The sequence below is a fragment of the Longimicrobium sp. genome (assembly GCA_036389135.1).
Lineage (GTDB): Bacteria > Gemmatimonadota > Gemmatimonadetes > Longimicrobiales > Longimicrobiaceae > Longimicrobium.
Window position 1 is genome coordinate 1 of record DASVQP010000014.1, and the last position, 22,685, is coordinate 22,685.

Annotated in this window: 19 protein-coding genes and 1 tRNA gene; 14 read left to right on the forward strand and 6 right to left on the reverse strand. The window is 71.1% G+C overall.

Annotation, left to right across the window (positions count from 1 at the left end; all coding sequences use genetic code 11):
• Window positions 1-372: 372 nt before the first annotated feature.
• From VF584_02585 to VF584_02595, 3 genes are all read left to right on the forward strand, one after another.
• A complete protein-coding gene (locus VF584_02585; protein ID HEX8209047.1) occupies window positions 373-1,395 on the forward strand; it encodes an NAD(P)/FAD-dependent oxidoreductase in 1,023 nt (340 codons plus the stop codon).
• Between the two features lie 140 nt (window positions 1,396-1,535).
• A complete protein-coding gene (locus tag VF584_02590; protein HEX8209048.1) occupies window positions 1,536-2,267 on the forward strand; it encodes an SDR family oxidoreductase in 732 nt (243 codons plus the stop codon).
• Between the two features lie 90 nt (window positions 2,268-2,357).
• Complete coding sequence (locus tag VF584_02595; GenBank protein ID HEX8209049.1) at window positions 2,358-4,514, forward strand: PBP1A family penicillin-binding protein; 2,157 nt, start codon at window positions 2,358-2,360, stop codon at window positions 4,512-4,514.
• A gap of 344 nt (window positions 4,515-4,858) precedes the next feature.
• Here the strand turns inward: VF584_02595 and VF584_02600 are convergent, their stop codons facing one another.
• Window positions 4,859-5,227 (reverse strand): co-chaperone GroES family protein, encoded by a 369-nt coding sequence (locus VF584_02600; protein HEX8209050.1) that lies wholly within the window; start codon window positions 5,225-5,227, stop codon window positions 4,859-4,861.
• Between the two features lie 210 nt (window positions 5,228-5,437).
• Between VF584_02600 and acnA the strand changes: the two genes are divergently transcribed.
• The 3 genes from acnA to VF584_02615 all read left to right on the forward strand — a co-directional run bounded on the left by acnA (window position 5,438) and on the right by VF584_02615 (window position 10,566).
• Entirely contained in the window at window positions 5,438-8,374 is a 2,937-nt protein-coding gene (acnA, locus tag VF584_02605; protein HEX8209051.1) for an aconitate hydratase AcnA, read from the forward strand.
• A gap of 88 nt (window positions 8,375-8,462) precedes the next feature.
• The gene (gene thiL / locus VF584_02610; protein ID HEX8209052.1) at window positions 8,463-9,488 is read left to right on the forward strand and encodes a thiamine-phosphate kinase; all 1,026 of its coding nucleotides are present in this window, start codon (window positions 8,463-8,465) and stop codon (window positions 9,486-9,488) included.
• A gap of 184 nt (window positions 9,489-9,672) precedes the next feature.
• A complete protein-coding gene (locus VF584_02615; protein ID HEX8209053.1) occupies window positions 9,673-10,566 on the forward strand; it encodes a hypothetical protein in 894 nt (297 codons plus the stop codon).
• A gap of 172 nt (window positions 10,567-10,738) precedes the next feature.
• On the opposite strand, the gene VF584_02620 is transcribed toward VF584_02615, so the two are convergent.
• The 3 genes from VF584_02620 to VF584_02630 form a co-directional block, all read right to left on the reverse strand.
• Complete coding sequence (locus VF584_02620) at window positions 10,739-12,511, reverse strand: serine/threonine-protein kinase (protein ID HEX8209054.1); 1,773 nt, start codon at window positions 12,509-12,511, stop codon at window positions 10,739-10,741.
• Window positions 12,512-12,765: 254 nt separating this feature from the next.
• Complete coding sequence (locus VF584_02625) at window positions 12,766-14,082, reverse strand: L,D-transpeptidase family protein (GenBank protein ID HEX8209055.1); 1,317 nt, start codon at window positions 14,080-14,082, stop codon at window positions 12,766-12,768.
• Between the two features lie 96 nt (window positions 14,083-14,178).
• A complete protein-coding gene (locus VF584_02630; protein HEX8209056.1) occupies window positions 14,179-15,429 on the reverse strand; it encodes a L,D-transpeptidase family protein in 1,251 nt (416 codons plus the stop codon).
• A 127-nt stretch (window positions 15,430-15,556) separates the two neighbouring features.
• Here VF584_02630 and VF584_02635 point away from each other — a divergent pair.
• Window positions 15,557-15,644, forward strand: a tRNA-Ser gene (locus VF584_02635).
• Window positions 15,645-16,094: 450 nt separating this feature from the next.
• On the opposite strand, the gene VF584_02640 is transcribed toward VF584_02635, so the two are convergent.
• Window positions 16,095-16,511 (reverse strand): hypothetical protein, encoded by a 417-nt coding sequence (locus tag VF584_02640; GenBank protein ID HEX8209057.1) that lies wholly within the window; start codon window positions 16,509-16,511, stop codon window positions 16,095-16,097.
• A gap of 220 nt (window positions 16,512-16,731) precedes the next feature.
• On the opposite strand from VF584_02640, the gene VF584_02645 reads away from it, so the two are divergent.
• The 6 genes from VF584_02645 to VF584_02670 are packed head-to-tail and all read left to right on the forward strand — an operon-like array spanning window position 16,732 to window position 19,671.
• Complete coding sequence (locus VF584_02645) at window positions 16,732-17,178, forward strand: hypothetical protein (protein HEX8209058.1); 447 nt, start codon at window positions 16,732-16,734, stop codon at window positions 17,176-17,178.
• 5 nt (window positions 17,179-17,183) lie between these two features.
• On the forward strand, window positions 17,184-17,636 hold the full coding sequence (locus tag VF584_02650; GenBank protein ID HEX8209059.1) for an NUDIX domain-containing protein: 453 nt from the start codon (window positions 17,184-17,186) through the stop codon (window positions 17,634-17,636).
• A gap of 57 nt (window positions 17,637-17,693) precedes the next feature.
• Window positions 17,694-18,011: a hypothetical protein gene (locus VF584_02655; protein ID HEX8209060.1), complete on the forward strand. Its 318-nt coding sequence runs from the start codon at window positions 17,694-17,696 to the stop codon at window positions 18,009-18,011.
• 4 nt (window positions 18,012-18,015) lie between these two features.
• Complete coding sequence (locus tag VF584_02660) at window positions 18,016-18,615, forward strand: hypothetical protein (GenBank protein HEX8209061.1); 600 nt, start codon at window positions 18,016-18,018, stop codon at window positions 18,613-18,615.
• A 33-nt stretch (window positions 18,616-18,648) separates the two neighbouring features.
• Window positions 18,649-19,149, forward strand: coding sequence for a hypothetical protein (locus VF584_02665; protein ID HEX8209062.1), 501 nt, complete (start codon window positions 18,649-18,651; stop codon window positions 19,147-19,149).
• A gap of 39 nt (window positions 19,150-19,188) precedes the next feature.
• Complete coding sequence (locus VF584_02670; protein ID HEX8209063.1) at window positions 19,189-19,671, forward strand: biopolymer transporter ExbD; 483 nt, start codon at window positions 19,189-19,191, stop codon at window positions 19,669-19,671.
• Window positions 19,672-20,067: 396 nt separating this feature from the next.
• On the opposite strand, the gene VF584_02675 is transcribed toward VF584_02670, so the two are convergent.
• A complete protein-coding gene (locus VF584_02675; GenBank protein HEX8209064.1) occupies window positions 20,068-20,877 on the reverse strand; it encodes an RDD family protein in 810 nt (269 codons plus the stop codon).
• 365 nt (window positions 20,878-21,242) lie between these two features.
• Here VF584_02675 and VF584_02680 point away from each other — a divergent pair.
• Window positions 21,243-22,685 (forward strand): HAMP domain-containing protein (locus tag VF584_02680; GenBank protein ID HEX8209065.1); only part of this gene is annotated, 1,443 nt, incomplete at its 3' end.

Here is a 22,685-nt window from a genome sequence, read left to right on the forward strand (position 1 = left end):
CCACGATCATGAGCTCGATCAGGGTGAAGCCGTCGCGGTTGCGGAGGTTGCGCATGGTGATGCTCCAGAGAGAGTAGAGTGGGTTGGGTACCGCAGCACTCCATCGTGCTGTCGGACTCCTCTAAGGCAACGCGCACGCCATGCGTGGCGCAAAATGCAAGTGGTTGCGGCGGTGTGAGTTAGGCGTTTGGGGTGCGGCTGAAGGCCGGTTTGGCGCGCGCCATCTTGCAAGGATTCTTGCACGCTGCAATGCGCGGCGTGGCGCGCCCGGCTCCTTGCGTGGGCCGCGCCCGTTCTCTATATGGAGCGCGGCTCGCCGCCCCGGCCGGGGGCGCTCGCGGGCCAGCGACCCAGCCACTCTGGAGCACACGCGTGAGCGACGCGAACATCACGGACATCACCGTCATCGGCGGCGGGCCCACCGGGCTGTACGCCGCTTTCTATGCAGGGCTGCGCGGGATCTCGTGCCGCATCGTGGACGCGCTTCCGCAGCTCGGCGGGCAGCTCATGGCGCTCTACCCGGAGAAGTACATCTTCGACGTGGGCGGGCTGCCGAAGATCCTGGCCAAGGACCTGGCCAACAACATGATCGAGCAGGGCACCCAGTTCGGCCCCGAGGTGGTGCTCGGCGCCGAGGTGCAGGAGATGGTGCGGGAGGACGGGCACTTCCGCCTGGTGACCCCCGCGGGCGAGTTCCTCACGCGCACCGTGTGCGTCACGGCGGGGAAGGGCGCCCTCAACCCGCGCGTGCTGGAGTGCCCGGGGTGGGACGACCACTACCGCGACGGCGGCGGCGCGCACACGCACGTCCGCCAGATCGAGGATTTCCGCGACCGGCGCGTGCTGATCGTGGGCGGCGGCGACTCGGCGGTGGACTGGGTGCTGGGGCTGCGCGGCGTGGCCCGCTCCGTCACCCTCATCCACCGGCGCCCCGAGTTCCGCGCGCACAAGAGCAGCGTGCTGGAGATGCAGGGGCTCGCCGAGCGCGGCGAGGTGCAGGTGCTGACGCCGTACGAGGTGCGGGGGATGGAAGGGGTGAACGGGTGCGTGGCCCGCGTCACCATCTTCAACAACGAGACGGACGAGGACACCCACCTCGATGCGGACGCGGTGATCGCGCTGCTGGGCTTCAAGCCGGACCTGGGGCCGATCGCGCGCTGGGGCCTGGAGCTGGAGAAGAACACCATCAAGGTCAACGGGGTGATGGAGACCAGCGTTCCGGGTGTGTGGGCGGCCGGCGACATCGTGCACTATGAGGGGAAGCTGGAGCTGATCTCGTGCGGCTACGGCGAGGCGGCCATCGCGGTGAACAACGCGGTGCGCTACCTCAACCCCAAGGCGCGCCTGGCTCCCGGGCACTCCACGAACCTCAAGATATTCAAGCAGGACGACTGAACGGCAACCGCGCCTCACACAGAGACACAGAGGGGACGGAAAGAAGAACTGAGAGAAAACACCTCTCTTTGTCTTCTTGCAGTTCTCCTCTGTGTCTCTGTGTGAAACGGCCGTTCTCGCACCCCGAGCCGGAGCGGCGGATGGAACTGCATGGGAAGGTGGCGCTGGTCACCGGGGGGGCGGTGCGGCTGGGGAGGGCGATGGCGTCCGCGCTGGCGGGGGAGGGGATGCGGCTGGTGGTGCACTACAACTCCTCGCGCGGCCCTGCGGACGAGCTGGTGGACGAGATCCGCGGCAAGGGCGGGGAGGCGGTGGCCATCGGGGCGGACCTGGCGCACGGCGACGAGGTGGAGCGGCTGGCGCGTGAGGCCGTGGCGGCGTTCGGTGGGGTGGACGTGCTGGTGAACAGCGCATCCGTCTTTCCCCCGGAAGCGCTGGAGGAGACGGACGAGGCGCTGTGGGACCACACCATGGCCGTGAACCTCAAGGCGCCCTTCTTCCTCATCCGCCACCTGGCGCCCACCCTGCGCGAGCGGCGCGGGGTGGTGGTGAACATGGCCGACCTGGCGGGGATCCAGGCGTGGGCGCGCTACACCGCACACGGCATCTCCAAGGCCGGGATCGCGCACCTGACCCGCGTGGCCGCGCGCGCGCTGGCGCCGGAGGTGCGCGTGGTCGGGATCGCGCCGGGCGCGGTGCTTCCCCCCGACGACACGGACGAAGCGGAGCTGGAGCGCCTCGCCAACACGGCCGCCCTGCGCCGGCTCGGTTCGCCCGACGACGTGGTGGGGGCGCTCCTTTACCTGCTGCGCGCCGACTTCGTGACGGGGGAGATCCTCGTTGTGGACGGAGGGCGCCGGCTGCGGGGGTGAGCTTCGGACCGGAACATCCCCGGCCGCACCCGGTACGAACTTCCATCCTCGCATTCCGGCTGTCCCGGTTTCACCCCGCTCCCCATCCGAATGCCCCGCAAGCCACGCCCCGCCCGCGCCGCGGGCACCTCCCGCCGCCGCAAGATCGTGCGCGCGCTCCTGGTGGTGCTGGCCTTCGGCATCGGCGCCGGCGGCGGGCTGCTCGCGTACCTGTGGCCGCGCTGTACGGGCGAGGCGTGTCCGTCCGTGGGCACGCTGCGCACGTACCAGCCGCCCCAGGCGAGCCAGCTCTTCGACGGGGGCGGGAAGCTGGTGGCGTATCTGGCACCGCAGCGCCGCACGGTGGTACCCATCGAGCGCATCCCGGCGCACGTCTCCGGGGCATTCCTGGCGGTGGAAGACAAGCGCTTCTACCGCCACCGCGGCGTGGACTACCGTCGGCTGGGCGGCGCCGTGGTGCGCGACATCCAGACGCTGAGCTACCGGCAGGGGTTCAGCACGGTGACGATGCAGCTGGCGCGCAACGTCTTTCCCGAATACCTGTCGCGGGAGAAGACCATCCGCCGCAAGCTGTGGGAGGTGGTGCTGGCGCGGCGGATCGAGCGGGCGTTCTCCAAGGACGAGATCCTGGAGATGTACCTGAACCAGATCTACCTGGGGCAGGGGCAGTACGGGGTGGAGGCGGCGGCGCGCGGCTACTTCGGCAAGCCGGTGGCGAAGCTGACCGAGGCGGAGGCCGCCACTCTGGCCGCGCTCCCCAAGGCGCCCTCGTTCTACGATCCGCGCCGCAACGCGGACGGGGCGCTGCGGCGCCGCAACCTGGTGCTTGGGCTGATGGCCGACGCCGGCGTCATCACCGGTACCGAGGCGGCGATGGCGCAGGGGCAGCCGCTGGGGCTCGCCCCGCCGCCCGAGGCGCTGGGGGAGGCGCCGTACTTCGTGTCCGCGGTGAGGCGCGAGCTGCGCGAGCGCTTCGGGCCGCGCGCGGACACGGACGGGCTGCGCGTGTACACGAGCCTGGACCCGGTGCTCCAAAAGAACGCCGAGCAGGAGCTGCGGCGGCAGATCGCCGCGGTGGAGAAGGGGCAGCACGGCCGCTTCCGCCACGCATCGTGCGCAGGCGGCACCAGAAGGCCCGAGCGTTGCCTGCAGGGGCTCTTCGTGGCCATGAGCCCGCGCACGGGCGACGTGTGGGCGCTGGTGGGCGGCCGCGACTACGCCCTCAGCCAGTTCGACCGGGTGACGCAGGCGAGGCGCCAGGCGGGCTCCGCCTTCAAGCCGTTCGTCTTCGCAGCCGCGCTCTCCGATGGCATCCCGGTGTCGACGCCGCTGCTGGGGCCGGGCGCGGATGTGGCGCGCGGCGCCTACTGGCCGCGCGACCACGTATCGGACAGCGCCACCGTGGACATGCGCGACGCGCTGCGGCTGTCGTCCAACCGGGCGGCGGTGGTGCTGGGGGAGCGGGTGGGTGCCGGGCGCGTGGTGAAGACGGCGCATGACATGGGGATCAGCACGCCCATCCAGCCGCTCCCCTCCACCTTCCTCGGCGCAGCTTCGGTGATGCCGCTGGAGCTGGTGGCGGCGTACGCTCCCTTTGCCAACGGCGGCTCGAGCGTGCGCCCGCGGCTGATCCGGCGGGTGGAGGATGCGCACGGGCGCGTGCTGTACGAGGGGCCCGTGTCGCGGAAGACGGTGATCTCGCCGGGGGTGGCGTTCCTGTCCACTTCCATGATGCGCAGCGTGGTGGATCGAGGGACGGGGTCGGGGGTGCGGCAGGCGGGGCTGCCGTACGACGTGCCCGCGGCGGGGAAGACGGGGACCACCAACGACGGCGCGGACGTCTGGTTCGTGGGGTTCACGCCGGACGTGGTGGCGGGGGTGTGGCTCGGGTTCGACAAGCCGCAGGCGATTCTGGCGAATGCGTCCGGGGGTGGGCTGGCGGCGCCGGTGTGGGGGCGCGTGATCTCGCGCTACTACCAGCGGCGCGCGGTGCCGGCGGCGTGGGGCGTTCCGTCCGACCTGGTGGCCGTGCCGGTGGACCGCGCATCCGGGAAGCTCGCCACCGCGGCGTGCCCGGGCGAGTCGGTGGAGACGGAGTACTTCGTCGCCGGCACCGAGCCCGCGGAGAGCTGCCCGCTGCACGTGGAGGACGAGGGCGGGTGGCTGGGGCGTGCGGTGCGCGGCCTCGGGGATTGGCTCGGGGGCGGGGATGAGCCGCCGGCTCCAGCGCCGGTGCCGGTGCCATAGGGGCGGGCGAGTGAACTCGCTGCAACAACAGCACAAAGTCCGCCTGCGCGGACTCGGGGGAGAGGCCGGTGTGCTTCTCCCTTTTTCGTTGTTGCGTCAGGAGGTGTGGAAGGCGGGCGGCGGAGCGGGGGAGGGGCACGGGCAGCCACGTGGGGCGGCCCCTGCGAGGTTGGTGCGGAGGGCGAGGGTAGAGGTGGGGCGGTGGGCGGGCGCGATGAATCGCGCCCCTACGGAATCCATGCGGGCGCGGAGGATGGCACCCGGCACGGATGCATGCGTACGCCCCTCCCCCAGGTAGTTATTGGGGGAGGGGCCGCGAGGTGACGAGCGGGGGTGGGGGCCCCTCACCCCAGCGGCAGCTTGTCGCGGATGATCAGCAGGATGGCGGAGTGGGAGACGATCTGGTAGGTGCCGCCGTCGATCTCCACTTCCACGGCGTTGCTGCGGAGGAAGATGACGAAGTCGCCCTTTTGGGCCTGAAGCGGGACGTAGCGCAGGCCCGTGCGCGTGCCGCCGCCGCTGCTCCACGGCTCGCTGTCGGCCAGGGGCTCGGCGGTGGGGTAGCCGGGGCCCACGTTCACCACGTAGCCGCCCGCCACCTGCTCCTTCTGCGCGACGCCCTGGGGGAGGTACAGCCCCGAGGGCGTCTTGCTGTTCTCTTCCTCCGGCTTCACCAGCACCTTGTCGCCGATGACGATCACTTCACGGCCCATCGTGGCTCTCGATTTCCGGGGTGTGTGCGGAATGCGTCGCACGGGAAATAACGCACGCCGCGGGTGGACGCGCAATCACCGCGCGCGGCATGGGAAAAGCGGTGCGGGAAGGCGCCTTTCGGGGGCGAGCCGCAGGGGCTAAACTGTCCCCGCGCGCCGCCGGCAGACGCGGGCGCGATCCCGGACCGTATATCCAGACAGGAGAACGTGATGAGCGATAGCTTTGGGGCCCGTTCGACGCTTCGCGTGGGCGACCGCGAGTACCAGATGTTCCGCCTGGACGCGCTGAACACCGGCGGGCGCGACGTCCGCCGCCTCCCGTACTCGCTGCGCATCCTGCTGGAGAACCTGCTGCGGACCGAGGACGGCGTCACCGTCACCCGCGACGACATCGAGGCGCTGGCCGGGTGGGACCCCAAGAGCCCGCCCGACCGCGAGATCGCCTTCACCCCCGCGCGCACCGTGCTGCAGGACTTCACCGGCGTCCCCTGCGTGGTGGACCTGGCCGCCATGCGCGACGCCATGGCCGAGCTGGGCGGCGACCCGTCGCGCATCAACCCGCTGCAGCCGGTGGAGCTGGTGATCGACCACTCCATCCAGGTGGACGCATTCGGGTCCGCGGAGGCCTTCGAGCAGAACGTGGAGCTGGACTACCAGCGAAACGCCGAGCGCTACGCCTTTCTTCGCTGGGGGCAGCAGGCGTTCGCCAACTTCAACGTGGTGCCGCCCAACACCGGGATCGTGCACCAGGTGAACCTGGAGTACCTGTCGCGCGTCGTCTTCTCCACCGACGAGAACCCCAACCTGCAGGGCGGGGGGCTTCCGCTGGCCTACCCCGACACCTGCGTGGGCACCGACTCGCACACGCCGATGGTGAACGGGCTGGGCGTGCTGGCGTGGGGCGTGGGCGGTATCGAGGCCGAGGCGGCGATGCTGGGCCAGCCCATCTCGATGCTCATCCCCGAGGTGATCGGCTTCCGCCTGGTCGGCGAGCTCCCCGAGGGCGCCACGGCGACCGACCTGGTGCTCACCATCACCGAGCTGCTGCGCAAGAAGGGCGTGGTGGGGAAGTTCGTGGAGTTCTACGGGCCCGGCGTGGCCTCTCTGGCGCTGGCCGACCGCGCCACCATCGGCAACATGAGCCCCGAATACGGCGCCACCTGCGCCATCTTCCCGCCAGACGAGACCACGCTCCAGTACCTGCGCCTAACGGGGCGCCCGGAGGAGCGGATCGCGCTGGTGGAGGCGTACATGAAGGAGCAGGGGCTCTTTCACACCAGCGAGTCGCCGGAGCCGGTGTTCACGGACACGCTGGAGCTGGACCTGAACACGGTGCAGCCGAGCGTCGCGGGGCCGCGCCGCCCGCAGGACCGCATCAACCTGTCGGACGTGAAGCGCGCCTTCGCCGAGGCGCTGCCGTCGCTCCTGCCCGAGGGGCACGCCGCGCCGGCCTCGGTCAAGGACGCGGCGCCGATCGGCATGGAGCACGAGGCGAAGAAGGCGGAAGGCGTGTGGGGCGAAGGGTCGGGCGCCGCGGAGGCCTCGCAGGCGGCGGCGCAGGCATCCCCGCACGCCGAGGAGTCCTCCATCGACCACGGCTCGGTGGTGATCGCGGCCATCACCTCGTGCACCAACACCTCCAACCCGTCGGTGATGATCGCGGCGGGGCTTCTCGCCAAGAAGGCGGTGGAGCGCGGCCTGAACCGCAAGCCGTGGGTGAAGACGTCGCTGGCGCCGGGGAGCAAGGTGGTGACGGAGTACTACGACCGCGCGGGGCTGCAGCCGTACCTGGACCAGATGGGATTCCAGACGGTGGGCTACGGCTGCACGACGTGCATCGGCAACTCGGGGCCGCTCCCCGCGGAGATTTCGGAGGAGATCCAGCGGCGCGAGCTGGTGGCGTGCTCGGTGCTCTCCGGCAACCGCAACTTCGAGGGGCGCATCAACTCGGAGGTGCGCGCCAACTTCCTGATGTCGCCTCCGCTGGTGGTGGCGTACGCCATCGCGGGGCGCATCGACTGGGACCCGTACAACGAGCCGATCGGCACCGACCAGGAAGGGCGCTCCGTCTTCCTCAAGGACATCTGGCCGACCTCCACCGAGGTGGCTTCGACGATCCAGTCGTCCATCGAGAGCTCGATGTACCGCAGCAGCTACGCGGGGGTCTTTGAGGGCGACGAGCGGTGGAAGTCGATGGACGTGCCGGAGGGCGACCGCTTCGAGTGGGCGCCGGATTCGACGTACGTCCGCCAGCCGCCGTACTTCCACGACATGCCGCGCGAGGCGCCGGAGACGGTGCAGGAGATCCAGGGGGCGCGCGCCATCGCCCTGCTGGGCGACAGCGTGACGACGGACCACATCTCGCCGGCCGGGAGCATCAAAAAGGATGGGCCCGCGGGGCGCTACCTGGTGGAGCATGGGGTCGATCCCAAGGACTTCAACTCGTACGGCAGCCGCCGCGGCAACCACGAGGTGATGATCCGCGGGACGTTCGCCAACACGCGCATCCGCAACCGCCTGGCGCCGGGCACCGAGGGCGGCTACGCGCCGTACTTTCCGGACGACGAGATCACCACGATCTACGACGCCGCCATGCGCTACCAGGCGGACGGCACGCCGACCATCGTGCTTGCGGGGAAGGAGTACGGCTCCGGCTCGTCGCGCGACTGGGCGGCCAAGGGCCCCTTCCTGCAGGGCATCAAGGCGGTGATCGCGGAGAGCTACGAGCGCATCCACCGCTCCAACCTGGTGGGGATGGGCATCCTGCCGCTCCAGTTCCTGCAGGGCGAGAGCGCGGAGACGCTGGGCCTCAGCGGCCGCGAGACGTTTGACATCGTGGGCCTTGCCGACGCCATCGCCGGGCACCTGGCGACGCGCGAGCTGACGGTGCGGGCCACCGCCGAGGACGGCTCCACGCGCGAGTTCGGGGCGTACATCCGCATCGACACGCCGCAGGAGGTGCTGTACTACCGCCACGGCGGCATCCTGCAGTACGTCCTGCGCCAGCTCCTGACCGGCAGGGAAGAGCCCGAGGCCATCGAGGGCGGGATGCCCACCGGCGCCGTGACGCGCGATGCCGCCGCGCACGACAAGGTTACCGAGGGCTCGCAGGAGTCCTTCCCCGCCAGCGATCCGCCGGCGTATTGAACTGCAGTGCTAAGTGCTGAGTCCTGAGTCCTAAGTAGCGGGCTCGGGACTCAGCACTTAGGACTCAGCACTTAGGACTTTCGTCCCTATGCCTACACCTGCCTTCCGCCCGCGCGGCACCGTCGCGCCGGCCCTGCTGGGGTCCGGCGCCGAGTTCGACCTCATCCGCCGATTTCTGTCGCCCGCGCAGGCGGGGCGGCCCGACGTGCGCGTGGGGCCCGGCGACGACGGCGCGGTGGTGGCGGGGGAGGGGATCGTGCTCTCCAGCGACCTGAGTGTGGAGGAGGTCCACTTCCGGCGCGACTGGCTTCCGCCGGAGGGGATTGGCTACCGCGCGGCCGCCGCGGCGCTCAGCGACCTGGCGGCGATGGCGGCGCGGCCCATCGGCGTGCTCGCCTCGCTGGCGGTGCCCAGGGGCGATGCCGGGGATTTCGCGGTGGAGGTGATGGAGGGGGTGCGGCGGGCCGCGGAGTCGGTGGGCGCGGTGCTGCTGGGCGGCGACCTCACGCGCTCGCCCGGGCCCGTGATGCTGGACGTGACGGTGGTGGGCGAGGCGTCGCACCCCGTCCTCCGCTCCGGCGCGCGCATGGGCGACGAGGTGTGGGTGACGGGGGAGCTGGGCGCGGCGGCGGCGTGCGTGGAGCGCCTCCTGGCCGGGCGTCGCCCCCCGCGGGGCGCCTGGCCCCGCTTCGCCGAGCCGCGCCCCCGCGTGCAGGAGGCGCGCTGGCTGGCCGAGCGCGGGCTCCCCTCCGCCATGCTCGACCTGTCGGACGGATTGGCGGGCGACGCGGCGCACCTGGCCGCGGCGAGCGGGGTGGCCATCCTCCTGGTGCGCGAGCTGGTGCCGGTTCACCCCGCCGTGCAGCTCCACACCCGCTCCCGCTCCCGCGCCGTGGAGATGGCGCTCGGCGGCGGGGAGGACTACGAGCTCTGCTTCACCGCCGCGGCGGGAAGCGTGGAGCCCCTCTGCCGCGAGTTCGAGAGGAGGTTCGACGTGTCTCTCCGCTCCGTGGGCCGCGTGGGCCACGGCGACGGCGTGTGGTGGGTGGACCCCGAGGGGCACCGCACCCCGCTTCGCAACCGCGGCTTCCGCCACTTCACCGGGGGCGAGTGATCCTGGGGTTGGTCGCGGCAAAGCACCGGCGCCGTATCAGCGGGGGATGAAGCCCCCGGCTGGAACGACGGGAAGACGGCTGAAAGCCGGCTTGAGAAGCGCGATGTTGGACCCGGAGCCCGCGCAGGCGGACTTTGTGCTATTGTTGCAGCGAGTTCACTCGCCACCCCCGACCCCCGTCATCATGCGCATCTTCTTCACCCTCTCCGGAGTCTCCATTCTCGCCGCGTGCGGGGGCGGCGCGGAGGGCATCGCCGTGCAGGGGGATTTCGCGCCGGGAGGCACGCCGCCCGGGAGCGTGTTCGCCATGGAGGCGGGCGTGGACACCGAGGTGCGGGACGAGGCGTTCAAGATCGATGGGCTGGCGACGAGCCCCATCTCGTTGCGCCTGCTGCAGAGCGGCGACACGGTGGGGCGGATCGACATCGCGGACCTTCCGCCGGGTTCGCGCGCGGTGCTCCACGCGCTGCGCACCGATGCGCGCTCCGGGCGCGCATTCCCGTCCACCGTGGAGCTGACCGGCGCGCAGTCGGTCACCGTCAACGGCATCCGCATGATGAACGAGGGTGCCCTCCCCGCCACCGTGGATGCCGACGGGGTGGTCCTCGCCGCCTCAGGGGATCACCGGGCACTCCTGGTGCGCCCCGCGAACGAGCAGCTTCCGGATCTGCGCGTCGTCGTCACCCCGGTCACGGCGGTGCTCACCAGCGACAGCCTCGCCGCGGACATCACCACCCTCTCGATCGGCGACTCGGTGCGCGTCGGTGGGAACCGGGAGCGCGGCTTCATCGTCGCGAGTCGCCTGACCCTACCCCTCGCCTCCGCGGCCCCCACCGTGTCGTCTGCGGACGGGGAGGATGAGCCGAACGGCGAGGGGAGATCGCCCTCCGGCGGGTCCAACTCCGAGCCCGCGCGATCCTCTACATCCGCGGGATCCGCCAGCTCGCCGGCGCCCGCCACGGTCACGCGCGCCCCCGCACCCACCGTTCGCGCGGCACCCCGCGGGAGAGGACAGGGGCAAGACCGTGCGCGCGAACGCGGCGCGGGGAATGGCAAAACGAAGAAGGGGAAGGGGTGAGGCGGGGGTGGGGGAATCGGGCGAGTGAACTCGCGGCAACAAAAGCACAAAGTCCGCCTGCGCGGACTCCGGGTCTAAGATCGCGTTTCTAGAGCCGGCTTCAGTCGCCTTCCCGTGGTTCCAGCCGGGGGATTCATCCCCCGGCGACCAGCCGCCGGAGCCTCCCTGCCGCCTACAACCCCGCCCCCGCCGCCGCCGGCACGCTCTCCTCGATCCGCTTGAGGAGCTGCTCGGAGGTCACGTACCACTTCCCGTCGTCCTCGTCGCGCTTCAGCAGGTATTCCTGCGTTCCGCGCCCCTGCCGCGTGTTTTCCTTGCTGCGGAATGTCCACTCCTTGTCCACCAGCACGCGCGCCCGTGACGGATCGAGGAAGGTAACGGCGATGCTGCGGAAGACGATCTGACGGTCTTCGGTGTAGCGGCGCAGGTCGCGCGTGCGGTCGCGGCGCACGCCGGAGCGGGGGAGGCGCTTGGAGTTGTAGTAGTCGACGCGGCTCGCATAGTGGCCGACGTGCCGGTTGATGTCCCCCTGCACCCACGCATTGTTGAGGTCGCGCACGACCTGCTCCACCTCGGCCGCGATCTGCTCCTGCGTCTTGACCGGCGCGCCCGGAGCGGCGCGCGTGGGGAGGGCCGCCGGCGCGGCCTGCGCCGCCTCGCCCTGGAGGCCCGCAAAGGTCTCGTCCAGCCCCGCCACCGCCGATGAGTCGGTGGCGGCGACGGGTACGCCCGTGGCCTCCTCGTCGCCGCCGCGGTTGAAGGCCCAGAGGCCGAGCACCGTCAGCAGGAGGAGCGGGATCGCCAGGAGCAGCGGGCTGCGGCGTACCGCCTTCGGCGCCGCAGCCACCGGCTCCGAGCGCACCGGCGTCGGGTGGACGGGCGGGGGCGGCGCGTGATGCGTCACCGTGGCCGGCTCCGCGTGCGCCACCGTCGCGTCGCCCAGCAGCGTGGGCGCGGGCAGCACGACGACCGGCGGCGCGGGCTCCGCGGCGGCCGGCACCACGGGCTCGGGCGCGGGGGGCGGCGCGACCGGCTCCGCGGCGATGGGGACGGGGACCGGGTGCAGCACCGTCCTCTCCTCCTCGCCGCGGACGAGCGCCTCCACGAACTCGGCGGCGTCTGGAAAGCGGGCGGAGGCGTCGGTTCGCAGTGACTGCGCGATCACCGCGCGCACGCCGGCCGGGACGGCGGCCCAGCGGTCCGTCAGCGGCAGCGGGATCTCCTCGCCGGCGCGCACGTGCTCGCGCTCCGTCTGCGTGTACGGGCGCTCGCCGGTGAGCGTCTCGTATGCCACCAGGCCCAGCTGGTAGACGTCCGACGCGGCGGTCACCGGCAGGTCGGGGTCGAGCTGCTCGGGCGATGCGTAGGCGGGGGAGTGGGGGAGCTGGCCGATGGTGGTCAGCGCGTCCTCGCCCTGCGAGCTCAGCGGCTTCGCGATGCCGAAGTCCAGCACCCGCACGAACTCCAGCTCGTCCGTCCCCACCAGGAAGACGTTGGCCGGCTTCACGTCGCGGTGCAGGATGCCGGCGCGGTGCCCCGCCGCCACGCCGCGCGCCGCGTCGCGCACGATCCTCATCGCCTCGCCGTGCGGCGGCGCGCCGCGGGCCAGGCGGTCCTTGAGGTCGTGCCCGCGCAGCAGCTCCATCACGATGAAGTCCAGGTCCAGCGCGGGGTCGGTGCCGTAGTCGTACACCTGCACTACGTTGGGATGGTGCGGGATGCTGGCCGCCGAGGCCGCCTCGCGGCGAAAGCGCTCGCGCAGGTTCTGGCGCATCCCGTCCGAGTCGGCGGGGATCGACACGACCTTGACCGCCACGGGGCGCCCCAGCGTGAGGTCGTGCCCCCGGAACACCACGGACATCCCCCCCGCGCCGACCACCTCGTCCACGCGGTAGCGGGCCGCAAGGGTGTGACCCAGGAGGAGCCGCTCGAAAGGCTGCTTCATTCGCCGTGCGCCGGAATGGGCCGCGCGCCTGCGGGAGTGCGCCGGGGGTGGAGCATGCGTGTGAGATCGGGGTTGCGGGCATCGGCTGCACCGGTCCGCGGACCGGGTTCAGAACAGGCGCGGGCGCAAGGCGTGTGCCCCCGGCCCGCATTCGTCCACAACTGCATCTCGCACGGAGACGCAGAGGAGACTGCAAGGGCACAGAGGAGCGCTTCCTCTTCTTGCTGTCTTCTCTGCGCCTCTGTGTGACGATCTTAGCTGCGCGGGCGGCCGTTGCGCGAGGCCGAGGTGTCGCTGCTGCCGGCCCCTGACTCCGCCTTCTTCAGCGAGTCCACGCGCGAGCCGGCGCCGCTGGCGTCCTGCTCGCCGGTGCGGCCCTGGATGTCGCGGAAGCGCACCGGGGTGTTCTTGTTGACCCGGTCGGCCAGAAAGAGCACGTCCCAGTTGGTGAGCCGGATGCACCCCGCCGACGTCGCGTAGCCGATCGTCTCGGGCGCCTTGGTCCCGTGGATGCCGTAGTGCGGGGCGGAGAGCGACATCCACACCATCCCCACGGCGTTGTTGGGCCCCGGCGGAATGCGCGCGTCCGGGCGGTCGTCGGGCACCTTCGCCAGCAGCTTCGGCTGGTAGTGCCACCAGGGCTTCTTCGTCACGCGCGTCACCATGAACTCGCCCTGCGGCGACGGCTCGTACGTCCCGCCCAGCGTGGACGGGAAGTGGTAGAGGATGCGCCCGTTCGCGTCCAGCGCGTGCAGGTAGCTGCCGCGGCCCGAGACCGCGAGCTCGGCGACCTGCCCCTGCACCCGCGCGTCCGGATCGCGCACGTTGGGCACGTTCAGCGTCTGCCCCGCCTGCAATCCGTCCAGCTCCACTCCCGGGTTGAGCTTGGCGAGGAGCTCAGGCGAGGTGTGGAAGGTCTCGGTCAGCTGCTCCGTGAGCGACTCGAAGCAGGAGCAGTCCAGCTTGGCCTGGTCGTAGATGCTGTCCGGCATCTCGATGAAGGGGCCCTTCACGTCCTCGGCGGTCAGCGTGTGCGCCACCACGAGCTGCTGGGGGCGGCCCGCGGCCTCGGCCAGCTTGTCGTAGGTGGCGGAGTCCACGCGGCCGGTGGTGCGCAGCCCTTCGCGCTGCTGGAAGAAGTACACGGCCTTGGCGGTGTTCTTCCCCCAGCGCCCGTCCATCATCCCGGGCGAAAAGAGCGCGCGGTCCAGGAGGATCTGCACGCGGTACACCGAGGGGCCTCCCACCTCGCCGCCCAGCGGGAGGAAGGCCGCGCCGGTGTTCATCTGCTCGGTGGTGATCATCTCCCACTTCTCGGGATTCGTCACCGCCATTCCGCCGCCGGTGGTGTCGAGCTGCACCACGCTCGTCCACTCGTTCGAGTTGCGGCCGCGCTCCAGCTCCTCCGGCGTCAGCTCGCGCTCCACCACGGGCGGCAGGTCCGCCACGACGCTGTCCCCCTGCGCGGTCTGGAGGGGTGCGTCCGGCGCCTTCGCGGCGGCGTCGCCGTCCCCGTCCGAGCACGCGCCCAGCGCGACGACGGCAAGGGCCCACAGGTACGTCCGCTTCATGGCGCCATCCTTTCGGGTGAGATGCGATTCGCCCGCCCCGGCGGCACGGCACGGGACGGGCGAATGGTACAGGCTGGCAGGTTTCGGGCCGAAGGCTCAGCGCGGCGGGGCCGGCGGACGCGCGGGAACGCTGTCGCGGCGTTCCGGTGCCGCCGCGGTGTCGCGGCGAATGGCCGATGCGCTGTCCGGGCGGGCCGCGGGGGTGCGCGGAGCCGCGCTTCCCGTGGGCTGCGCGTCCGGCGGACGAGTGTCGCGAAAGCGGACGGGCGTCCCCGGCGTCACCCGTCGGCTCAGGAAGAGCGCGTCCCAGTTGGTGAGCCGCACGCATCCCGCAGACGTCGCGTACCCGATCGTCTCCGGCGACTTCGTCCCGTGGATGCCGTAGTGCGGCGCCGTCAGGGCCATCCACACGCGGCCGACGGCGTTGTTGGGCCCGGGCGGGATCCTGGCGTCCGGCCGGTCATCGGGGACGTGGGCGAGGATGCGGGGCTGGTAGTGCCACCACGGGTCCGCGTGCACCGACGCCACCGTGAAGTCGCCCTGCGGCGACGGGTCGAAGGTGCTTCCCAGCGTGGTGGGGAAGTGGAGGAGGATGCGCCCCGCCGCGCTCATCGCATGCACGTACTTCCCGCTCCCGGACACCCACAGCTCGGCGACCGGCTCAGTCACGGGGACGTCCATCGGCCGCACCGCGGGCACGGTGATGGTGTCGCCCGCGCGCAGGCTGTCCAGCTTTACGCCGGGGTTCAGCTTGCGCAGCAGATCGGCGTGCACGTGGAAGCTCTCCGTCAGCTTCTCGGTGAGCGATTCATAGCACGAGCACGCCAGCTTCGCCTGCTGGTAGATGTTCTCCGGGATGCGCGTAAAGGGCCCGCGCACGTCCTCCGCCTTCAGCTCGCGCCGGTGCACGATGGTGTCGGGGCTCCCGGCCAGCGCCTCCAGCCGCTGCATCGTAGCCGTGTCCACCGCACCGGTGGCGGGAAGTCCCTCGCGCACCTGCATCCAGTAGATCGCCGTCTGCGTGTTGTGCCCCCAGCGCCCGTCGATCATCCCCGGCGAGAACAGCGCGCGGTCCAGCAGCACCTGCCCCCTCAGCACCGCCGGCCCGCTGTGCCCGCGCCCGATGGGGAAGCGCGCCGGCCGCGCGTTCGCCGCCGCCGCCGTGATCTGCGCCCACCGCTCCCCGTTCGGCCGCACCGCGACGGGCTTCTCGGAGGCCCTGGGCGTGTCCGCCGCGACCACGGCGGCCCTCGCCTGCGCCAGGGGCACAACCGGAGCCTGCGCCGCCGCGGTGCCGGACACGAGAACAGCAAGCGCCGCGAGTGCGGCGCGTAGGGACAGGAGCATCGGGTGCGCTTCAAGTGAAAACACGTGCGGAGCTGGCGCCCAATATACCCGCGAGGCTCTCACGATCAACGCCCCCGGTTGACTTGCCCCCATGTATCTGGAAGATTTGTCGCTCGAGATTCCGCCTGGGCGGGTGCCGGAGCGGTCTAACGGAGCAGTCTTGAAAACTGCCGTAGGGCGACCCCCTACCGTGGGTTCGAATCCCACCCCGCCCGTGAAATCGCCTCACCGATGCGTCGGTGAGGCGATCTTTCTTCACTCGCGCCAATCTGGTAAGTGCAGACCTGCGTGTGTCTGCCCACCGCGCGCCTCGCCGCGACCCCTGCATCACGCACCGACCTGTAGGGGCGCGATTCATCGCGCCCACCCCCGCCCCCTGCCTCGTACCCCGCGCCGCAACACCAAACCCGTAGGGGCAGCCCCACGTGGCTGCCCGTGCCCGCCCCGGCGCCGCAACCCGCCGAAATGCATGAGAGATCGTCTCACGGCGGGACCGCCGCGACAAGTCCGACGACGAACCGGGAGGGGCGGGCGTCGGAGCAGCCCGTGACACGGGCGCGATGAATCGCGCCCCTACGAGATCCGTGCAACCCGCAGGGTAGTTCTCCCCCTCATTCTCCCTGCGCCCCCGCAGTCGGGGGAGGGGGGCCGGGCGGAGGGGGCACTCACCCCACCACCCACGCCACGCACCGCCCCATCCAGTGCGCCGCGGACAGCAGCAGCGGCATGAGCGTCAGGCCGACGGAGAAGATCACACCCTGCCGGAAAGCGAGCGGGCCCATGTCCGGCGCGCTTCGCCCCCACGCGGCGCGGGCCAGCAGCTCGATCATCCACCCCAGCGTGTAGCACACGTTCGCCGCGATTCCGTACGCCGCCACGCCCGCCAGCATGAACCCCAGCGGCATGGGCGAGGAGAAAGGAGGGAGCGCAAAGAAGAACGACATCCCCGCGAGCGTCACCAGGCCGGCGGCGCCCACCGCTTTGTTGAACGTCAGGCGGCGCGACTCCCACCAGCGCACGGTGGAGAGCGGAGTGCGCCGGATGTCGGGAAGAGGATACAGGACGTTGACCAGGCTCGACATGGTGATCACCTCGTTCAGTGCTCGTTACGACGCTTGCCACCTGCGAAGTACTTTACACTGCAAACCTTATTCTCGCAAGTGACTCGTTGGGTGCATGCTGAATGCATCCGGCCGCCCGTAATCACTTGTGCGTGAACGGATGTCACCATACGATGGGTATTCTCCCGCCTCACATGTTGCGTCCGCGCTCGCGCCCTGTCCTGCACCCACCAATAATCAGATGGATACTCTGACGATTCAGCACCAGGACGGGGACATCGTCTACCGCCTGGAGCGCGGCGGGTACGCGGTCGAGGGTGGCGCCATCACGGTCTCGGTGGAGACGGTTCCGCTCCTGGAGGACGGGTTTCCGGAAAATGCCAAGTTCTCGCTCGCGGATGTTCCGGTTGGGGAGGAGTTGCGCGAAGGGCTCACGCTCCAGGCGCGGAGTGTGGGAGACGAGAACGTGGAAGGAAGAGGCGTCGCCCGCGCGTACTTTAGCTCCCACGCGGAGGATGTGGCGCTGAGCTGGACCGTTCGCCAGGTGGCGGCCGACCAGGTGGTGTTCGCGCTTCATGCCGAGCACGACGACGTGGACTACTACGACGAACGGGCGCGCCGCACCACGACGACGGGGCTGTTCACGCTGGCTCGCCGGCCGCGGAGAGATCTCTGGGCTCCCGTCTAGCGGCGATGCCAGGCGGCATCCGAGTCCTCGCGATCGCGGTTTTTCAGGAGGGCGACCGAATCCTGGTGGCGCGCGGCGCCGATCCGGCGACCGGCGAGCCGTTCTACCGGCCGCTCGGCGGCGGGGTGGAGTTTGGCGAGCGCGCCGAAACCGCGCTGCGCCGCGAGATCGCGGAGGAGCTGGGCGGAACGATCGAGGAACCGCGCCTTCTCGGCGTCTTGGAGAACCTGTTCGAGTACGCCGGAGGTGCCGGGCACGAGATCATCTTCGTCTTTGACGCGCGGTTCAGCGATCGCTCGTGGTACGAGCGCCCCGAGCTGCCGGTGACCGAAGCCGGAACCGGCTGGGAGCCCGCTCGCTGGGTCTCCATCGAGGCGCTCTCGTCAGGCCCGGAACGCCTCGTGCCGGATGGCCTCCTGCCGTTGCTCCAGACGCAAACCGGGCACGGGGCTCCGTAATGGGAGGCTCCACTCCCGCTAGACCGGGTGCCTCATCTGGAGCCGCCACGGCACACGGTGAATGCTGCGAGCGCCGGCGGATCGCTGGCGGTCTGGGTGATTTTGCTTTCAGCCCAAATCGCCACATGGCCGATCTTTTTCCTGCTGGGCGTCTACCTGCACCTCCGCCCTATCGGCCTGTTGATCGAGCCCCTGCTCGGGATCGGTTGGTTCGCCATCCCGTTCGGAAGCTGTTATGGCGCCCGCTTGGGCGTGCTGTACGTGAGACGGCATCCGGGGAACCCGCTCGCATGGACCGGGATCGTGCTGAATTGCCTGTACCTGCTTTTCGGCATCTTCATGCTGCTGCTGCTCGCCGCGGACATCCACGTGTAGGCCGTTGAAGGACATCCAGTTCTTTGCCCCACTCTCTATGACCAGCCTGGCGCGATGGGTGTCGATCCTCGCCCATCCATTCGTGACGACGCTGGTGATGGTGGGCGCCGTGGAGCTCGACCGGGGCTGGGGCGCGGCGGCGCGGAGCGTCGCGACGGTGGCGCTGCTCGCGTTCCTCCCGCTCGCGGTGCTGATGCGGCGGCAGGTGCGCAGCGGAGCGTGGACGAATGTGGATGCGTCGCACCCGCACGAGCGGCCCGTGCTGTTTCTGGTGGGCGGCGCCGGTCTCCTGGCGCTGCTCGGGTACCTGGCCGTCGCGCATCCGGACTCGCCCCTGCTGCGCGGGGCGATTGGCGCCCTGGCGATGGTGGCGCTCTGCGCGGCGGTGACGCCGTGGATCAAGGTGTCACTGCACATGGCGGCGGCATCGCTGGCGACGGCGGTGCTGCTGTCTCGCGGGTTGCCGGCCGGATGGCTGCTCGCGCTCGTGCTGCCGCTGCTCGCCTGGGCGCGGGTGGCTCTGGGCCGCCACGGCTGGGCCGAGGTCGCGCTCGGCTTCCTCGCTGGTTCCATCACCGGCCTCGTTCTCGGGCTGCTGCCCTGACCCCTTCCGACTCTCAGCGCAGGATCGATCATCGTGCTCACCAGCCTCTCCGCGGCACCGCCCCCCGTGCCTCTCCGGCCCGTCCTGATCGCGGCCGCGCTCTACGCGCCCGCCGGCATCGTCCCCGTGCTGCCCGGCGGTGCGGTGCAGATGGACGAGATCACCGGGGTGGCTCTCGCGTACATCATCCTCGTTTTCGCGCTTTCCACCGCCTGGTTCGCGCGGCGGCAGGAAACCCCCTGGACGGAGCGTACGGCGCGCTACGCCGCCGCCGCCGCCGCGATGGGTGCGCTCGCCTCGCTGGTCGTGACGATCCTGGCGCGCGCGGCGGGACTGGAGCAGGCTTTCCCATCGACGGGGATGAACTTCGAGATCGCGGAGTGCTGGAGCTGCGAGCCTCCGTCGGACATGGCCGTGCGCCTGATCTGGTACTACCTGCGCTTCGTCATCGCCGCCACGCTCCTCTCGCCGCTCGCGGGAGCCGTCGGCCGGTCGTTCGGCGGGCGCGTGCGCGACGCGGCGGCTGCACGTTGAGCTGCTGAGGGGCAGAAGTGGCTGTGCTGAGGCGTTCCGATGACGCGCATATACCGCGAACACCGCAAAGCCGAGGGCAACATGACGTCGATGACCAGGAAGCCGATCCATCTTGGACCTTCCACGCTGTTGCCGCTGGCGTTCTTGAGCGTCCTTCTCCTGGTGCTCGCGATGGTCTTTACGCCGGCTCCCGGCGGCCCATACCTTCCGACTGCATCGACCGGCCTCCCCGTCGGCGCGAACCCGCTCACGGCGGCGATCAATGAAGACGGCAGGTTCCATCTGCTGGAGAGTTCGGAGTGGATGCCCGTGGGTGATGCGGATCTGTCCGAGAGAGTGCGTGCGCTTGTCGCCTCCAGGCCCGGCGCGACGCGGCTGTACGTGACGGCCGATCGCGATGCCCCATACGCCCGGTTGCTCGTGCTGGCGGAGGCCGCGCGGGGTGCCGGCGTCCAGCAGCTCGACCTCGCAACCGAATGCCCTCAAGGCAAGGAGTCTCTGCTCGACGCCTGCCATCGGTGAGCGTGCGACGGGACGACGAACCCCTGCGGCATTGCGCCACGGGGGTTTGTTCTGGTGGGTGGCGGCTGGCGGCGGAGCCGGGGCGGGCACGGGCAGCCACGTGGGGCGGCCCCGACGGGTGCGGTGTGGTGGAATGCGGGGGACGATGCGGGGCGGGGGGCGGGCGCGACAAATCGCGCCCCTACGGGACGGTGGGTGAAGCAGGGGTCGCGGCGCGGCGGGCGGTGGGTACCGGATCGGCGCGTGTGGGCGGGCATCGGCGTAGCCCGTGACACGGGCGCGATGAATCGCGCCTCTACGAGAGATCTGTGCGAACAGCGCGGAGTTCTCCCCCTCACCCGCCCTGCGCCCCCGCAGGCGGGGGAGGGGGCCGGGGGGAGGGGGCCCTCCGGCCCCTCACCGCCCCGCCATCCCGCTCATCCCGCTCATCGCGGAGCCGAGCATCAGCAGCAGCATGAGGAGGAAACCCGCGATCGCCAGTGCGCGGCCCGGGGTCATCTCGCCGTGCTCCACGCGCAGGTCCATGGCCTCGTCCCAGGTGGTGCGGCCGCGCGCGGTGAGGCGGAAGTAGCTGGCGATCGGCACCAGGATGGTCAGGATCGGGAGTCCCGCGCCCATGCCGAGCACCCACGCCCGCCCCGCCCGCTGGAACGACTGCCCCAGCGAGAGCCGACCACCCTCCGCCGTGGTGACCCGCACGGCGAACAGCGACTTGCCCGGCGTGGTGCCGAACAGGTGCAGGAGCAGCCCCTCCAGCAGCACCACCAGCACTCCCAGCACCGCGGTCATCAGGAACTGGTCGGCCGCCCTGATCGCCGTCGGGTCCGTCGGCATGCGCGCGGCGATGGCGGGGATGGCGCTCGCCACGCCTCCCATCACGAACAGGCACACCAGGATGTCCGTCAGCCGAGCGCCGAGCCGCAGCCAGGGGCGCGGCGCGTAGCTGGCGCGGGGCGCGGGCGCTTCGGCGGGGGTCCACTCCGCCTCGGCGCGGGGGGCGGGGGCGGAGGCGGGCTGCACCCAGGTGGGCGAGAGGATGGAGAAGTCGCCCACGCGCGCCCACTCGCGCATCCCGTCCGTCCAAACGAGCGAGTCCGCGTCGAGCACTCCGTTGGCCACCAGGGAGCGCACCTCCTCCAGCGATCGGGGACCGACCCGTTCGCCGTTGAGCGCGTAGTACCACCCCGATGCCGCCGTATCCATCATCCGCTCTCCGGTGTAGAAGTCCGGGGGGCCGCCCCGGCGGGCGGTATTGTAGGGCGCGGCGGGGGTGCACGCCAGCCGGGAAGGGCGCCCGCCGCTGGCCCGCGGGTTGCATCGCGGGATACGTACGTTTCCTCAGCGGCGCGCATCCGGCGCGTCCCCCCATGGTCCGGCGGCCCTCCGTGTAGTATCGTGAGGGCCGCGGATGCATCGCGGCGCCCCGCGCGCCGCTCCGCCGAGCAGCGACAGCCCAAAAGCAGCGCCCGGCCGCGCCCCCGCGGTGCGAGAGGGCGATTGCCCGTCTGCGACACGGGACGCCGCGCGTGGCGTCCCCCCGATTCGAATACCCCGTGCAGCAGGAGCCGCCCGTGGATCCCGTGAACGACACTCCGACGAACCTCACCCCCGCCGGCGACGGCGATGGGGCTTCCGCGCAGGGGAACGGCCAGCCCGAGGCCGCGCCCGTTCCCGCGCCGGGGCGGCGCATCCGCGGCCGTGCCCCCACGGCACCCGTGGCTCCCCCCGCCGACGCGGAGGCGGTGCCGCCTCCGCCGGTGAGGGCGCCACGCGGCAACGGAGGCGCCGGGAACGGCGCCGGCACCGCGCGCGGCAGGGGCCGCGGCGGCAACGGCGGCCCCGCGGTTCCCGGCGGCGCGGATGGCGGCGTGCTCCCCATGCGCCGCCTGCTGACGGCCATGCGGGCGATGCGCGCGGGCGACTTCACCGTGCGCCTGCCGGACACCAGCGACCCGCTGATGGACGAGATCTTTGAGACGTTCAACGAGATCGCCTCCATCAACGACCGCGTCTCGCGCGAGATGACGCGGGTGGCGACCACCGTGGGGCGCGAAGGGCAGATGTCCGATCGCGCCTCGGCGGGGCCGGTCACCGGCGGGTGGGCGCAGCAGCTGGAGGCGGTCAACGGGCTGATCGTGGACCTCACGCAGCCCACCACCGAGGTGGCCCGCGTGCTGACCGCCGTGGCGCGCGGCGACCTGACGCAGAAGATGGTGCTGGAGATCGACGGCAAGTCGGTGCAGGGCGAGTTCCTGCGCATCGGCACCACGGTGAACACCCTGGTGGACCAGCTCAGCGCCTTCGCATCCGAAGTGACGCGGGTGGCACGCGAGGTGGGCACCGAGGGGCGGCTGGGCGGCCAGGCCAACGTGCCCGGCGTGGCCGGCACGTGGAAGGACCTCACCGACTCCGTGAACTTCATGGCGTCGAACCTCACGGCGCAGGTCCGCAACATCGCCGACGTGACCACGGCCGTGGCGCGCGGCGACCTGTCTCGCAAGATCACCGTGGACGTGAAGGGCGAGCTGCTGGAGCTCAAGGGCACCATCAACACCATGGTGGACCAGCTGAGCGCCTTTGCATCGGAAGTGACGCGGGTGGCGCGTGAAGTGGGTACGGAAGGGGTGCTGGGCGGGCAGGCGAGCGTGCCGGGCGTGGCGGGGACGTGGAAGGACCTGACGGACGCGGTGAACTTCATGGCCGGCAACCTGACCGGCCAGGTGCGAAACATCGCCCTCGTCACCACCGCGGTGGCCAACGGGGACCTGTCGCAAAAGATCACGGTGGACGTCAAGGGCGAGATGCTGGAGCTCAAGAACACCATCAACACGATGGTGGACCAGCTCAGCGCATTCGCATCCGAAGTGACCCGAGTGGCGCGCGAGGTGGGCACGGAGGGCGTGCTCGGCGGCCAGGCGGAGGTGCCCGGAGTCGCCGGCACGTGGAAGGACCTGACGGACAACGTGAACCAGCTGGCCGGCAACCTGACGGTGCAGCTGCGCGACGTGTCCGCC